The following is a 14,088-nucleotide window of genomic DNA, read 5'->3' on the forward strand; positions in this document are numbered from 1 at the left end:
CTCTGCCGCCCGATCTCCTCGTCTTAATAAATCACTTTCTGACTATAACAGTTACACAAAACAGCGTATTTTTATCGCTGTGATATAGACAGGGAGTAGTGCATGAAAAAGTACCAGCAGCTGGCACAGCAGATCCTCGATCAGATTGCTCTCGGCGTCTGGCAGCCGGGCGACCGTTTACCGTCGCTGCGCGAGCAGGTCGGTCACAGCGGGATGAGCTTTATGACCGTAGGGCACGCCTATCAGATGCTTGAAAGTCAGGGGGCAATCGTTGCAAGGCCTCAGTCTGGTTACTACGTTGCGCCCCGGCCCGTTACGCGTACCGCGCCGCCTGCAATCCAGGTAACCCGCGCGGAAACTGTCGATATCAACACCTATATTTTTGATGTCTTGCAGGCAAGCACGGATGCGTCCGTCGTGCCGTTTGGCTCCGCGTTCCCGGATCCTCGTCTGTTTCCTCTCCAGCAGCTTAATCGCTCTATGTCTGCGGTGAGTAAAACCGCTACCGCCATCAGCGTGATTGAGAGCCTGCCGCCGGGCAATGAGGCTTTGCGCCATGCCATCGCCCGGCGCTATGCCCAGCAGGGAATACAGGTTTCCCCGGACGAGATTGTGATTACCGCAGGGGCGCTTGAGGCGCTTAATCTCAGCCTTCAGGCGGTGACCGAGCCGGGCGAATGGGTGATCGTCGAAAACCCGTGCTTCTACGGCGCGCTGCAGGCGCTCGAACGTCTGCGGCTAAAAGCGCTGTCGGTTGCCACCGACCCGGTTAGCGGCATCGATCTCGATGCGCTGGCGCAGGCTTTAGCGGAATACCCGGTTAAAGCCTGCTGGCTAATGAGCAACAGCCAGAACCCGCTGGGCGTGACGCTGTCGCCGGAGAAAAAAACGCAGCTGGTGAAGCTGCTGCAAGAACATAACGTCACGCTAATTGAGGATGATGTTTACAGCGAGCTTTACTACGGACGTGAAAGGCCGCTGCCGGCGAGAGCCTATGATAATCAGGGCATGACCCTGCATTGCTCTTCGTTTTCGAAATGCCTGGTAGCTGGCTTTCGCATCGGCTGGGTGGCCGCCGGAAAACACGCCCGCCGGATTCAGCAACTGCAGCTGATGAGCACCCTGTCCACCAGTTCGCCAATGCAGCTGGCGCTGGTCGACTTCCTTGCCACCCGGCGCTATGACACCCACCTGCGGCGGCTACGCAGGCAATTGGCCGAGCGTAAGCAGCAGGCGTGGCAGACGCTAAGCGAACTCTTACCGACGGCGGTGAAAATCCACCGCAGCGAAAGCGGCTATTTCCTTTGGATTGAGCTGCCTGAGGGCGTGGACGCCAGCCTGCTTAACGAGCGGGCGCTGGCGCATAAGATAAGTATCGCGCCGGGTAAAATGTTTACTACCGGTCGGGCATGGGATAACTACTTCCGCTTTAACGCCTCGTGGGCGTGGGGCGAACGAGAACAGCAGGCAGCTGTGACGTTGTCACGTTTAATCGCGCAATTGATCGAGGAGCAGAGCGTTGTACCAGACTGAAAGATTGTTGCTGCGGCCATGGCGTGAGGATGACTTACCGGCGTTTGCTGAAATGAATGCCGACCCGGAAGTGATGCGCTATTTTTTACAGCCATTAACGCCGGAAGAGAGCCGTACTTACCTGGAGGCATTTCGCCAGCGTATGGCGCAAAACGGCTTTGGTTTCTGGGCGGTTGAAGAAAAACACAGCGGTGAACTGGCCGGGTTCGTTGGCTTAAATCGCCCAATGTATGCGCTGCCGTTTTCTCCCTGCGTTGAAATTGGCTGGCGATTACGTCCAGCGTTCTGGGGAAAAGGTTATGCCCCTGAAGCAGCAAGAGAGGCTCTGCGCGTAGGCTTTGAAGAGTATGGGCTGGAAAGCATCGTTGCTTTTACCGCGCTTTCGAATCAACCGTCCCAGCGAGTGATGGAGAAATCAGGCATGCGCCGAAGCGGCGAGTTTGACCATCCGATGCTCCCGGAGGGACACTCGCTGCTGCGGCATGTCTGGTATCAGATCGAGCGCGTGTAAGAGGAAAAGCCGGCGGACCGGCTTTATGGGAAGGCTACTCTGCTGGCTGGAAGACGTAATGCTCGCCTTTAGCCGCAATATGTCCGACGCCAGGGAACGGGAAGTGTGGGGCAAAAATCAGCTCGCGATCTGCGGCCAGCTTAGCCAGCAGCGCCTTGCGGTTAGCAATGCCTTCCGTGCGGTCATTGTCATAGGCTATCGCCCATTCTGGCTTCGCCAGCGAAACAATCGAGCTGTGCGCCGAATCGCCAATATCTAAAAGCCGCTGCTTGCCGGAGACAATCTGGTAGCCAACATGCCCGGGCGTATGGCCTGGCAGCGGCACCGAAGTAATGCCGGGCAATACCTGGTCGCCGGGTTTGAAGGTTTTCACCTGCGGTTTAACGGCCTCTACCAGCGCCTTCATCTTCGGCATCGTTTGCAGCCAGTCCCAGTCCGGGGCAGAAATTTGCACCGTGGCTTTGGTGAAGGCCTGTTTGCCGTCAGCGGTAAGCAACCCGCCAATATGGTCGCCATGAACGTGGGTGATCAGCACATCGGTTATCTGTTCTGGCTTATAGCCCGCCTTTGCAAGGCTCCCAATCAGCTGCCCCTCAGCGCCTGGGCCAAGACCAGTATCCAGTAAAATGACTTTGCTGCCGTCTTTAACCAGCAGAGCATCGACGCTGAGCTTGATTTTGTCCGTAGGCGCACCGGCCGCTGAGAGGACCTTTGCCACCGCTTTTTCCCCCACGTCTACGCCAAGCACTTTAGCGTCATTGCTCAGATAATTATCCTTATCGTGCAGCGCCGTGACCTCAAGCTTACCGAGCGGAAACGTTTTAAACGCAGCGCCCGCGTTATCCGCCAGCGCAAAAGAAGAGTAGCTGGCTGCAAACAGCACCGAAACGAGCAGTTTTTTGATCATCAGTATTCCCATTATGCATCATGTTAAGAACCGGAAACCCATTGTTACCACTGAAAGGTCACAGCAACAGAATTAAAGTAAAGCATCTGCAGGGATTAATGGTTAGCTGATTGAGCGGGTTTACATTTGCGTCGGGGTAAAAGATGAAGGGTAAAACAGTAGGTTATGTGGCGCCGGTTGGCCTGCTTTTGGTCACGCTGAGCGCCAGCGCATGGGCTGAGAATGGCCAGAATACGCCGGGAGAAAACTATCCGCTGCTGACGAAGGAGTATTTGCTGCAATCCTTTGACGGCAGTGAAAAACCGAACGAGGTGAAAATAACGGCGGAGCTGCACAACCGCTATTTCTACAGCAACTGCGGCGGTGAAAAAAACTGCGACTCTGCCATTCCGGCGGGAGCTATGATGTTTAAAGCGCCGTCCGGCTTTGGCTCTACGCCGCACAGTGAATATCCTCGTGTCGAGCTGAGGGCGAGCCATAATTTTGTTAACGGCGACGATTTCGAAAATCAGCAAAGCGGATCGGTGTTTATCGTGAAAAACCCGTCCACGCGTTCAATCATCTTTGCGCAAATCCACGGCGACAAACCCGGCGGTTCGGAGATGCTGAAGCTGCGTTGGCAGAATGGCGAGATAGTGGCTGGCGTAAAAGAGAACTACGGCGATGCGGAGAAGCGCACTACGCTGCTTTCGGGCGTAGGGCTTAAGGAAAAAATCGACTACAGCATTAAAGCCAGAGGCACGGCGAGCGGCATGAAAGTGACGATTGAAGCCAGTGCCGGAGGAAAAACGGCCAGTAAAACATTCACCTACCCGAAACAGGGCTGGGAAGGGATCCCGCTTTACTTTAAGGCGGGTAACTATAACCAGGACAAAAACCAGGACGGTTCTGAAGCCGTGGTGGCCTACAGTAAACTCGACCTGCGCTATCAGTAGCTTGTTAAAACCGGCAGCCGGAGCGGCTGCCGGATGAGTGGCTTTTATTTCTTCACGGCAATCAGCACGGAAGAGGCTTTCACCAGCGCCAGCAGGCGGTTATCGGCCTTCAGGGCCATTTCATCTGCTGCTTCGTTAGTGACCACGGCGGTTAATTCAAAGCCTGCATCGGTCTTAATATGGACGGTGGTATTTACCGCGCCTTCGGCAATAGCCTTAACCGAACCGGGAAACTGGTTTCGGGCGGAGAATTGATATCCGCAATCTTCACTTGCCAGCACCACCCAAGGGGCTTTGATCAAAGCAAGCGCTTCTTTGCCGTTGACCAGCCCCAGCGCGTCTTTGCTGCTGCGGGTGACGACGGCAACCAGCTTACCGCCGCCGTTCAGGGTTAATTCGATTTCGTCGTTGACTGCGCCATCCGTAACGTTGCTGATGGTACCGGTTAATTGATTACGTGCTGAAATGGTCATAGGGCCTCCTGGCGGTAAACGGAGAAAAGGGCTGCCTGAAGCATAGGGGCCGCCGCTTTCTTTTCATATTAATTTTCAATAGATACCTCATTTTCTCTTCAGCCTGTTATACCAAAGGGAGTCACGTGGTTTCGCGGGTTTACTGCGCAGTGCATCACAACCTGATGAAAATCCCCAGGCTATGACGCTGACACCGTAACGCCGGAACTATGCTTTTCACTCAGTCCTGGCGCGCCAGTGCGCCTCTGCAGGGGAGACCGGAATGCAAAACCAATTGTTGATTAACGGCCAGCTAGTGGACGGCCTTGGGGAAAAGCAGCCGGTCTACAATCCGGCAACCGGCCAGCTGCTGCAGGAAGTTGCGGAAGCTACGGCTCAGCAGGTTAACGAGGCCGTTCTGGCGGCTGATAACGCCTTCTCCGCATGGGGGCAAACCACGCCCAAAGAGCGTGCGGAGCATCTTCTGACGCTGGCCGATGCCATTGAGCAAAACGCCATGGACTTTGCGCGCCTTGAGTCGCAAAACTGCGGTAAACCTTTCCACTGCGTACTTAATGATGAGATCCCTGCTGTCGTGGACGTTTTCCGCTTCTATGCCGGCGCGAGCCGCTGCCTTAGCGGGCTGGCCGCCGGAGAGTATTTGAGCGGGCATACGTCGATGATCCGCCGCGATCCTGTTGGGGTGGTTGCGTCTATTGTCCCCTGGAACTACCCGCTGATGATGGCCGCCTGGAAGCTGGCTCCGGCGCTTGCGGCCGGGAACTGCGTGGTTATCAAGCCCTCTGAAATAACGCCGCTTACCGCGTTCAAGCTTGCCGAACTGGCAAAAGATATTTTCCCCGCTGGGGTGGTTAATGTGCTGTTTGGTCGTGGCCCCACCGTGGGGGATGCGCTGACCGGTCATGAGAAAGTGCGAATGGTTTCGCTCACCGGTTCTATCGCCACCGGGGAGCATATTATTAGCCACACCGCACCGTCGATTAAGCGCACGCACATGGAATTGGGAGGCAAGGCGCCGGTTATCGTGTTTGACGATGCGGATCTACAGGCGGTGGTTGAGGGCGTGCGAACCTTCGGTTACTACAATGCCGGGCAGGACTGTACCGCCGCCTGCCGAATCTACGCCCAAAGCGGAATTTACGACAGGCTGGTTGAGCAGCTCGGCGAAGCGGTTGCGAGCCTGAAATATGGGCCGCCCGAGGATGAAAATACAGAGCTGGGGCCGCTGAGTTCAAAAGCGCATCTTGAGCGCGTCAGCAAGGCCGTGGAGGACGCAAAAGCGCTTTCTCATATTACGGTGGTGACGGGCGGCAAGAAGGTGGAGGGTGAGGGGTATTATTATCAACCTACGCTGCTGGCCGGGGCGAAGCAGGGCGATGCTATCGTGCAAAAAGAGGTGTTTGGCCCCGTCGTCAGCGTCACACGGTTTGAGGATGAGAAGCAGGTGCTTGAGTGGGCCAACGACTCAAGCTACGGCCTGGCGTCATCGGTCTGGACGCAGGACGTTGGTCGGGCGCATCGCCTTAGTGCGAGGCTGCAGTACGGGTGTACCTGGGTTAATACCCACTTTATGCTGGTCAGCGAAATGCCGCACGGAGGGCAGAAGCTGTCAGGCTACGGCAAAGATTTGTCGCTGTACGGCCTGGAGGATTACACCGTTATTCGGCACGTGATGATAAAACACTGACCTTATGAAAGGAGTAACTGGCAGATTCCTCTGCTTTTGCCAGGCTTACAGGGACCCGTAAACAGGAGGAAAGACCATGGGATTATTTGATTTTGTCAAAGACGCAGGGGCGAAACTGTGGGATTCGCTGAAAGGAAATGAAGGCGAGCAGGGAAGCAAGCTTGAGGAGCATTTGAAAAACAGCGGTATTCCCGGCGCTGAAAAAGTGAATGTTACCGTGGAAAATGGCAAGGCAGTGATCTCCGGCGGGGAGGGACTTACCCAGGAGCTCAAAGAGAAGATTCAGGTCGCCGTTGGCAACGTAGCGGGTATCAGCAGCGTTGAGAACAACATCCAGGCGACGGATTCTGCTCAGGAAGCCACTTATTACACCGTGAAATCCGGCGACACGCTAAGCGCGATTTCCAGACACGTGTACGGCGATGCCAACAAGTACAACACCATTTTTGAAGCAAATAAGCCAATGTTAAGCCATCCAGATAAAATATATCCCGGACAGGTGCTGATTATTCCTAAGCTTTAAGTGCCCCAGAAACCCACTTCGGTGGGTTTTCTCTTTTGTCTGTAATGCTAAGCCTCGCTTCTCAAACTCATAAAAAATATCTGATGAAAAAGCGAAAAGGCAAATCGCCTTCTGGCTAAATATATCGCCAAAACAGACCTTTACTTTATGATGTTGCATAATATGAAAAATCCTAAATGAATGATGCCCGCCTTTTCCTATGAACTTATTCATATGAGCAGACTCTGACAGAGTGGAGTGCATTGAATAACAACATATGAAAGGAGTTTGTATGTATCAAATTGACTATAATAGTTATCGCTCAGTTAAAGGATTTAATCGCCGGGTCCGTTTTTTGGTATTTCATTATACCGCGCTCGATTTTGAAAACTCGATTATTTCGCTAACAGGCCCTTCCGTCAGTGCACATTACCTTGTGCCAGATCCTTCAGATAAATCATATACAGATGCCGGCTTTAATGATATGCGCATTTTTAATCTGGTTGATGAGAATGAACGCGCATGGCATGCCGGCGTCAGTTCGTGGGGCGACCGCAGTAATCTTAACGATACCTCAATAGGGATTGAGACGGTCAATTTAGCTTCCGATAACAACGGGGTATTTATCTTTCCGCCCTATAACGCGGTACAAATTGAGGCCATAAAATCACTGGCAATAAATATCCTCCAGCGCTACCCAGATATTACGCCAGTGAATATTGTCGGGCACAGTGACATCGCCCCCGGAAGGAAAAGCGATCCCGGCCCAGCTTTCCCATGGAAAGAGCTGTACGCAGCCGGCGTGGGGGCCTGGTTTGATGAGGAAACAAAGAGTAAATATGAAGAGCAGTTCAGCGCTTCGTTACCTTCAAAAGATGACATAACGGCAATGCTAAAACGGTATGGCTACGACGTCTCAGGTTCAGCAACTGATGACGGGTATGCTCAGTTAATCCGTGCCTTTCAGCTGCATTTTCGGCCATGTAATTACAGCGGTGAACTCGATATTGAAACTGCGGCGATCCTTTATGCTCTTGTGGAAAAATACAAATAGGGAGATACAGCCATGGATAAAATAATTTTGGGTGGGTGGAGTCAGTCACTGTCTGGTAAACCCCTTCAGGAATTCGACGTCATGATGTATGGCATGGTTACCAACCTCGACGGACTGACAACCGGCACATCTGCCAGCCCGGGGTGGAGCCCGGAAAAGCAGGATAAACCCGATAACACACCCGATTTCAAAGGGAAGACACTCTGGGTCTATGGCGGAGGCGGGTGCTCTCCGGAAGGAAAACCGTCCAGTACAGAGGAAGTGCTGAGAATTGCTGAAGCCACAAAAAGCCGGGGCTGGGATGGCGTGGATTTTGATGATGAATGCAATATGAATACCGATCTTGTCATTGAGACCATGAAACATCTGAAGGGGGATGCTAAAGAGACCAGCTTTGGTTTTATTGCCGGATATTCCTACAATCATCCAGCCACGGATACCGGAAAGAAATTGAACGCTAAGGTTAAAAATATCATCCAGTCAGGACAGTGTGACCGTCTTATCCATTACTGTTATGCATCCGCCATGTGGAGTAAGGAGGACATTATCGGTAATGTTATCCCTGCTTTGAAACAGACGCTGGCGCACGGGGCAGAAAATAACAAGTGCATTCTCGCCCTGACAACAAAAGGGCTGACCGACTGGAGTTTAAATTATTTTATCGACCAGGTGCTTGATTTTAAACTCGGAGGTTTGTTTATCTGGAAGTATGAAGATTTAAAAGATGAACATCTTAAAATAATCAAGGGCAGGTTGCTGAAATAAAATCTATGCATGATGTTAAAAAAGTGACCGTCGAGGCGGTCACTTTAAAAAACACAGAAGATTAATACCACTCAATTATTCAATAAAACCCAGCTTAAATTTCACCTTGCCGGCCAGTGACACCAGGCTCGTGTTCTCCGGATAAGAGGCGAGCAGCGGGAAAATAACGGCGCCGCCAATAATACTCCGACTGTCGGCGTTAGCCGGTCGCAGTCCCCATATATTCTGGTAAGTCATTGGTACACTCTGTCCATTAATGACCGCATTACCGATATACAGCATGATATGGCCCGGAATGTATACCAACGTGGTGAATGGCCGGCCATGCTCTGCAAGATAACGAAGCCGTCCGCTGGTATTCTCCTGGCTGAGGTCGACAATCCGGGCCGTAGCCTGTATTTGTGCCGCAGAATTTCTCGGGAGAAATAGGCCAAAGGGCATCATGAGGCTACGTATTTCGGCAGAGCAGTCATTATAAAAATTATAATTACCCCAACCATAGGGCCTGCCGCTCATCGACTTTATCAGTACAGCCATATTACCGGGCGTCATTTTCCATGGCATGGCGACAAACTCATCTTCCCCGAGTTTGACCCAACGAATCTGTGCGAGGCCATTGCTTTTACGTACGGGCACCGGAACATTAAAAAGGCCGTGCTGTTTATTTCTGAAGGGTAAAAGGGTTCCAGGGCGTGCCGTAAAATAATACTGGTCTGCGTCATGGACGGAAACGGGGTCTTTGATAAATGCCCCCAGGTTTTTACCAGCCAGCCTTAGCCATTCGGTCACGAACTGCTGATCCACCCCTGCAATATCTTCGCTGTGTACCCATCCGACGATCGTGGGGGAGATAATGTATTTCCAGCTTTTGTCGCGGCTTGTTGCCAGCACGTAAACAGGGGTACCAGCACGAACAGAGGACATCTGTAAATTGTCAAAGGGGTAGCCCTGCCCGGCCTGACGGGGATCGCCATAAGCCGGGTCGGCGGTCGGAAGAACCCTGACCAGGGTTTCGCTTACCGCTATCCCTCGTGCCAAAGGGCGATAAACACCGTCTATGGCGGTTATCGCGTTATCCTTTACCTGCTGTTTCCAGCTGTTCGGGTGAACCCTGAAGTTCTCCGCCCAGGAAATACTTTGCTCCCCAAGATACTCCCTGATGCTGGCATCACGACCAGCCTCAGCACCCTTAGTCAATACAGAGGCGATATAAGAGGGGTTCCACGGAGACGTTTCGCCCAACCCCATGCCAAAATAGCGTGATTTCAGGTCAGAAAAAGTGACGCTGTTGTGCCGCGCTATCCATCACAGGGAGAAGCATACCCGGGCCTGGTGGGAACCATTTATCGACGGACTGCGGGTAATTAGCCAGGGGGAAGAGCGATTTTGTTGGGTCGATATAGTCTGCTGGCGGATGACCGGCAGACGTCTCGTCATTTAGTCCCGGCCCGTGCGAGACGGTATGGCATGCTGATAACAGCAGGGGAATAATCAGGCAAAGGGGTTTTATTCCTTCTGAAATATGTTTTTTTTTCATACAGACACTGTCGGGAGCGCCAGGCCCGCCGATAAGTGTACTAGTCCGGGGTGGCGTATCTGTAAGGGGACCGCGTGAGGCAGAGTTTGTCCGATATGTCAGAATAAGCAAATCTTTCCATGTTTTACCTTCACGATCAGGCTCCCTGAAAGTTAAAAATGCGCATTTGTATCTTTCAGGAAGGGTGGGGGAAATTTATACAACAAAGCACCGGCGATTGATTTTCGGTTGAGAAAGATGGCCACAGAGGCTAAGAAATGTGATCGTTGTCACGTAACGCGCCGGCGTTTTAGCCGGGAAAAGGGTGAGTAAATTAAGTTTCTAAACTTGATCTGCGTCATAAAAAAGAGCATATTCTGCAAAATTTTTTAACAAGTAGTAATGTCTTGTATGACGCTTTATCAACACATGTTGGTTTTTTACGCCGTAATGTCGCTAATCTGCGCCGGGATCACCTGGCTGCTCGCCAAAGACTCTAAACGCATTAAGCTGCTTTGCTCCGTGCTGATTGGGGCGACATGGCCGATGAGTTTCCCGGTTGCGCTGCTGTTCTCTCTCTTCTAAACCCGCTGTGCTTCCAGACCGTCTGCGGCGAATCAGTTTTACCCTCGCCGCGGAGTGTTATCTCAAGGTTAGATCCCTCTTTTTGCCCCGATAAGGGCAAATGAATAAGCTATCAGCAAATCATCTTGTGGCGCCTGGGAAGATATTATAGTCTCAAAAATCACGATGTTAGCTGCCGTCTGGGATCCCTATGGCCGAACAAAATCCGCTGTTATCCGTAAATTCACTTTGCCTCAGTACGCTGGAAGGAAAGCCCCTTGTGCAGGACGTCTCCTTCAGCGTTGAACGCCGGGAGATTGTCGCTCTGGTGGGGGAGTCTGGCTCAGGGAAAACGCTAACTTCTCTGGCGGTGATGGGCCTGCTACCGGCAGGCGTTCGGCAAACCGGCGGTGAGATTGCGTTTAACGGGCAGGTCGTGTCGACAGGCGGTCAACATTATCCTCGCGAACTGCGTGGGAAACAGATCGCCACGATTTTTCAGGAGCCGATGAGCAGCATGAACCCGGTGCTGAAGGTGGGTGAGCAGATTGCGGAAGTGCTGGTCCGGCATCAAAAACTCAGCTGGAAGCAGGCACACCGCGAGGCCGTAGCCCTTCTGGACAGGGTCGGCATTGTGAACCCCGAGCAGCGGGCAAAGCAGTATATTCATCAGCTATCCGGCGGCATGCGTCAGCGAGTGATGATTGCCAGCGCTATCAGCTGCAAGCCAGCGCTACTGATTGCCGACGAACCTACCACCGCGCTGGATGTCACCATTCAGGCACAAATTCTGTCTCTGCTCCAGGATCTGCAGCAGGAAATGGCGATGGGCATTCTGTTTATCACCCATGATTTAAGCGTGGTTGCCCGCTATGCCGATCGGGCCTGCGTGCTGTATCAGGGCAATATTGTTGAGCAGGGCGAGGTGCCGACGCTGCTGACCAACCCGCAGGCCGACTATACCCGCAGGCTGATTGCCGCTTCCCAGCCTGAACCGCGTGCCGTTCGGCGTAAAGACGTTACACGTTCGCCGTTGGTAGAGCTGTCTCAGCTGACTAAAAGCTATCCTCGGGCGCATGCGCTGCCGTTTTTCCCTGCCATCCGTCAGACCGTATTAAAACCTACCAGCCTCGAAATCGAACGGGGTGAAATTGTCGGGCTTATCGGCGAGTCAGGTTCGGGTAAAACAACGCTGGGCCGGGCAGCAATAGGCTTAATTCCTGCCGACAGCGGCACCATTATTTTCGATGGCCTGGACGTACGTCGCGCCAGTCGTCAGCAGCAGCAGGGGATGCGCCGTCGGGCGCAGATCATCTTCCAGGATCCGTATGCGAGTCTTGATCCTAAAATGCCGGTAGGTGAACAGATTGCCGAGCCGCTTCGGGTTCATAAATTAAGGTCTGCGGGTGAAATACAAAACCGGGTACGTGAGTTACTGGAGCTGGTAGGGCTGGATGCTGCGGTGGCAGACCGTCTGCCGTCTGCATTCTCAGGCGGTCAGCGCCAGCGTATAGCAATTGCCCGAGCGCTGGCGCTGGAGCCTGAACTGCTGGTGGCCGATGAAGCCGTTTCCGCGCTCGATCTCTCCGTGCGCGGGCAGATCCTGGCGCTGCTCGCCGATCTGCGTGACCGCCTGGGCTTAACGGTCCTGTTTATCAGCCATGACCTGGGCGCAGTTCGTCAGGCGTGCGACAGGGTTGTGGTGCTGTATCGCGGTGAAATAGTCGAAACAGGGGCAACAAAGCAGGTACTTGATCGGCCGCAGCATGAATATACGCGGCAGCTAATTGCCGCCGCCCCGGATATTCAGCAGGCGCTTAGGTTGCGTAAAGAGGCGTAATTACTCTCCGCTCAGCAGCGGCAGTTCAGCGTGTCCCGCCCATTCGTGCCAGGAGCCGACGTAAACGGCAACATTCTGGTAGCCTGCAAGCTTCAGTGCAACCAGCACCGTAGCGGCTCTTGCGCCGCGGTGGCACCAGATAATGACTCTTTTAGATGGCGTAAACCCAGTCGTGGCGGCAATACTCGCCAGGGTTTCTGCCGATTTGAACCGGCCATTCTCGACGACATCTTCCCAGAACAAGAGTTTTGAACCAGGAATACGCCCGGCTCGCGCGCAGCATTCGTGAACGAAGCTGCCGTCATATTCTGCTGGTCTGCGGGCGTCCAGCAACTGGGTTATTCCCGGATCGGCGTCGATCGTTTCGCAGCGCGTAGCAGCGAGTTCAGGCATGGCCGGCTGACGCTTAGGTGCGCCAGCGGGAATCACCACTGCCTGCGCGCCGTTGCCCGGCGATAGCTTTTCTCCCTGGGCGATCCAGGCATCCACTCCGCCGTCTAAAATCAGCCCGTCTGAACCGAGGGCAAACCACAGGAACCAAAGCCCACGCGGAGAACGCATCCCCACGCTTTGCTCGAAAAATACCGGCGTAGATCCGCTCGCGATGTTGAGCTGCTGCCATGCATGAACAAAAGCACCAGCCATCGCGGCGTAACCCTCTGGCGTGGAGTCGGGAACAAAATAGTCGTAAACGTTGAGGCTGAGCGCACCCGGTAACGACGCTGTTTGCCACTGTTCCAGTTCACGCACGTCGAGTAATACAAATTGCTCTCCTGCAGCGAGGCGTTTTTGCAGGTCGCCAGCGCTAATCAGCATTGCCAGACTCCCAGCCAAAAGGCAGGTTGCTGCCTTGCCCTTGTTCAACTGCATTCTGCAGAACGCGAGCGGCAAGGGCGATATCAAACACGTTAAGGCCGAAGGAGGAGAAATAAACTCTGTCCGTTTCCGCAGGACGCCAGCCATCGACAAGAAGAGCAGCTAAATCTGCCGCCACGTTTTTCTCATCAAAAAGACCGGCACGGTACATCTGAAACAGGCTTTTTGCGCTGGTGAGCTTAAAATCGCCCCAAAGGTCTACCACCACTTTGTCGGCGGCGGCAATCGTGTCAAAGGCGACCTCGTGGTAACCGATTTGTAGCACTATCGTTCCCGCACGCCAGATCCCGGGCCGTAAAAAAGGCTCGCTGGCGCTGGTACAGGTTATCAATGCGTCCCAGTGCTGGCGCAGCGCATCGTTCAGCGTTTCAAACTGCGTGACGGGCCAGGGCAGCTCGCCCGAATGGCTGAGCATCCCGGCGAGCGGCTCCGGCGTTTTGTTCCAGAAGTAGACCATTTCCAGATCGGGGAAATGGGCGGCCAGCATTTCGAGATGAGCACGAGCCTGAATGCCTGCGCCAAGCAGTAAGACGCGTGAAGGACGGCAGGGCGAGGCCAGCTTCAAGGCAAGGGCTGACACCGCCGCGGTGCGCGTTGCTGTCAGCCCGCCGCTTTCCAGCAGGCCGACAGGTAATCCATTATCCGCGCGGTTGAGCAGCGTAGTGGCCATGGCCTGCGGATAGCCGTCTGCGGCGCGAGGGCGGTGCGCTGTCCATTTCACGCCTGTTGCATTGAACCGCCCGCCAACTCTTGCCGGGAGGGCGTAAACTTTTCCCAGCGGCGTGTCGAGATCGACATGGGTTTCCGCCGGCATTATTGCGTCGCCGCTTCTCAGCAGCCGCACGGTGTCCTCAACGTCCTGCAACGCTTTAATCGGATCGTTGCCGCCGAGCTCGGCCACCTGTTGACGGTTCAATATATGCAT

Annotated in this window: 13 protein-coding genes and 1 pseudogene; 9 read left to right on the forward strand and 5 right to left on the reverse strand. The window is 53.8% G+C overall.

Annotation, left to right across the window (positions count from 1 at the left end; translation table 11 throughout):
* Positions 1-102: 102 nt before the first annotated feature.
* Together EL098_RS10785 and EL098_RS10790 are read left to right on the forward strand one after the other, a co-directional pair.
* Positions 103-1,533: an aminotransferase-like domain-containing protein gene (locus EL098_RS10785; protein WP_126356214.1), complete on the forward strand. Its 1,431-nt coding sequence runs from the start codon at positions 103-105 to the stop codon at positions 1,531-1,533.
* A complete protein-coding gene (locus EL098_RS10790; protein WP_126356215.1) occupies positions 1,520-2,044 on the forward strand; it encodes a GNAT family N-acetyltransferase in 525 nt (174 codons plus the stop codon). The genes EL098_RS10785 and EL098_RS10790 overlap by 14 nt, the downstream gene beginning before the upstream one ends.
* Positions 2,045-2,078: 34 nt before the next feature.
* Here EL098_RS10790 and EL098_RS10795 read toward each other — a convergent pair whose 3' ends face one another.
* Positions 2,079-2,951: an MBL fold metallo-hydrolase gene (locus tag EL098_RS10795; protein WP_126356216.1), complete on the reverse strand. Its 873-nt coding sequence runs from the start codon at positions 2,949-2,951 to the stop codon at positions 2,079-2,081.
* A 143-nt stretch (positions 2,952-3,094) separates the two neighbouring features.
* Here EL098_RS10795 and EL098_RS10800 point away from each other — a divergent pair, with 143 nt between their 5' ends.
* The gene (locus EL098_RS10800; protein WP_126356217.1) at positions 3,095-3,886 is read left to right on the forward strand and encodes a polysaccharide lyase family 7 protein; all 792 of its coding nucleotides are present in this window, start codon (positions 3,095-3,097) and stop codon (positions 3,884-3,886) included.
* 44 nt (positions 3,887-3,930) lie between these two features.
* On the opposite strand, the gene EL098_RS10805 is transcribed toward EL098_RS10800, so the two are convergent.
* On the reverse strand, positions 3,931-4,359 hold the full coding sequence (locus EL098_RS10805) for a TOBE domain-containing protein (RefSeq protein ID WP_126356218.1): 429 nt from the start codon (positions 4,357-4,359) through the stop codon (positions 3,931-3,933).
* 262 nt (positions 4,360-4,621) lie between these two features.
* Between EL098_RS10805 and patD the strand changes: the two genes are divergently transcribed.
* The 4 genes from patD (at position 4,622) to EL098_RS10825 (ending at position 8,367) form a co-directional block, all read left to right on the forward strand.
* Entirely contained in the window at positions 4,622-6,046 is a 1,425-nt protein-coding gene (patD, locus tag EL098_RS10810; protein ID WP_126356219.1) for an aminobutyraldehyde dehydrogenase, read from the forward strand.
* 76 nt (positions 6,047-6,122) lie between these two features.
* Positions 6,123-6,569, forward strand: a complete 447-nt coding sequence (lysM, locus tag EL098_RS10815) for a peptidoglycan-binding protein LysM (protein ID WP_126356220.1) — start codon at positions 6,123-6,125, stop codon at positions 6,567-6,569.
* 271 nt (positions 6,570-6,840) lie between these two features.
* Positions 6,841-7,602 carry an N-acetylmuramoyl-L-alanine amidase gene (locus EL098_RS10820; protein ID WP_126356221.1) on the forward strand — a complete coding sequence of 254 codons (762 nt, stop codon included), beginning with the start codon at positions 6,841-6,843 and terminating at the stop codon, positions 7,600-7,602.
* 12 nt (positions 7,603-7,614) lie between these two features.
* Complete coding sequence (locus EL098_RS10825) at positions 7,615-8,367, forward strand: hypothetical protein (protein ID WP_126356222.1); 753 nt, start codon at positions 7,615-7,617, stop codon at positions 8,365-8,367.
* 75 nt (positions 8,368-8,442) lie between these two features.
* On the opposite strand, the pseudogene EL098_RS10830 reads toward EL098_RS10825, so the two are convergent.
* A pseudogene (locus tag EL098_RS10830) lies at positions 8,443-9,904 on the reverse strand (SH3 domain-containing protein).
* 390 nt (positions 9,905-10,294) lie between these two features.
* On the opposite strand from EL098_RS10830, the gene EL098_RS10835 reads away from it, so the two are divergent.
* A complete protein-coding gene (locus EL098_RS10835) occupies positions 10,295-10,468 on the forward strand; it encodes a GhoT/OrtT family toxin (RefSeq protein ID WP_126356223.1) in 174 nt (57 codons plus the stop codon).
* Between the two features lie 190 nt (positions 10,469-10,658).
* Positions 10,659-12,287, forward strand: coding sequence for a dipeptide ABC transporter ATP-binding protein (locus EL098_RS10840; protein ID WP_126356224.1), 1,629 nt, complete (start codon positions 10,659-10,661; stop codon positions 12,285-12,287).
* On the opposite strand, the gene EL098_RS10845 is transcribed toward EL098_RS10840, so the two are convergent.
* Both EL098_RS10845 and EL098_RS10850 read right to left on the reverse strand, forming a co-directional pair.
* Positions 12,288-13,103: a sulfurtransferase gene (locus tag EL098_RS10845; RefSeq protein WP_126356225.1), complete on the reverse strand. Its 816-nt coding sequence runs from the start codon at positions 13,101-13,103 to the stop codon at positions 12,288-12,290.
* Entirely contained in the window at positions 13,093-14,088 is a 996-nt protein-coding gene (locus tag EL098_RS10850) for an ornithine cyclodeaminase family protein (protein ID WP_126356226.1), read from the reverse strand. Before EL098_RS10850 ends, EL098_RS10845 begins: the two co-directional genes overlap by 11 nt.

Origin of the sequence: Cedecea lapagei, assembly GCF_900635955.1 — a bacterium.
Classification (GTDB): domain Bacteria; phylum Pseudomonadota; class Gammaproteobacteria; order Enterobacterales; family Enterobacteriaceae; genus Cedecea; species Cedecea lapagei.

Excerpts from the sequence above, each read along its gene's own strand:
- EL098_RS10785 (WP_126356214.1), top strand. The coding sequence starts at position 103 with ATGAAAAAGTACCAGCAGCTGGCACAGCAGATCCTCGATCAGATTGCT.
- EL098_RS10795 (WP_126356216.1), bottom strand. The coding sequence starts at position 2,951 with ATGATCAAAAAACTGCTCGTTTCGGTGCTGTTTGCAGCCAGCTACTCT.
- EL098_RS10800 (WP_126356217.1), top strand. The coding sequence starts at position 3,095 with ATGAAGGGTAAAACAGTAGGTTATGTGGCGCCGGTTGGCCTGCTTTTG.
- EL098_RS10805 (WP_126356218.1), bottom strand. The coding sequence starts at position 4,359 with ATGACCATTTCAGCACGTAATCAATTAACCGGTACCATCAGCAACGTT.
- patD (WP_126356219.1), top strand. The coding sequence starts at position 4,622 with ATGCAAAACCAATTGTTGATTAACGGCCAGCTAGTGGACGGCCTTGGG.
- lysM (WP_126356220.1), top strand. The coding sequence starts at position 6,123 with ATGGGATTATTTGATTTTGTCAAAGACGCAGGGGCGAAACTGTGGGAT.
- EL098_RS10820 (WP_126356221.1), top strand. The coding sequence starts at position 6,841 with ATGTATCAAATTGACTATAATAGTTATCGCTCAGTTAAAGGATTTAAT.
- EL098_RS10825 (WP_126356222.1), top strand. The coding sequence starts at position 7,615 with ATGGATAAAATAATTTTGGGTGGGTGGAGTCAGTCACTGTCTGGTAAA.
- EL098_RS10835 (WP_126356223.1), top strand. The coding sequence starts at position 10,295 with ATGACGCTTTATCAACACATGTTGGTTTTTTACGCCGTAATGTCGCTA.
- EL098_RS10840 (WP_126356224.1), top strand. The coding sequence starts at position 10,659 with ATGGCCGAACAAAATCCGCTGTTATCCGTAAATTCACTTTGCCTCAGT.
- EL098_RS10845 (WP_126356225.1), bottom strand. The coding sequence starts at position 13,103 with ATGCTGATTAGCGCTGGCGACCTGCAAAAACGCCTCGCTGCAGGAGAG.
- EL098_RS10850 (WP_126356226.1), bottom strand. The coding sequence starts at position 14,088 with ATGCATATATTGAACCGTCAACAGGTGGCCGAGCTCGGCGGCAACGAT.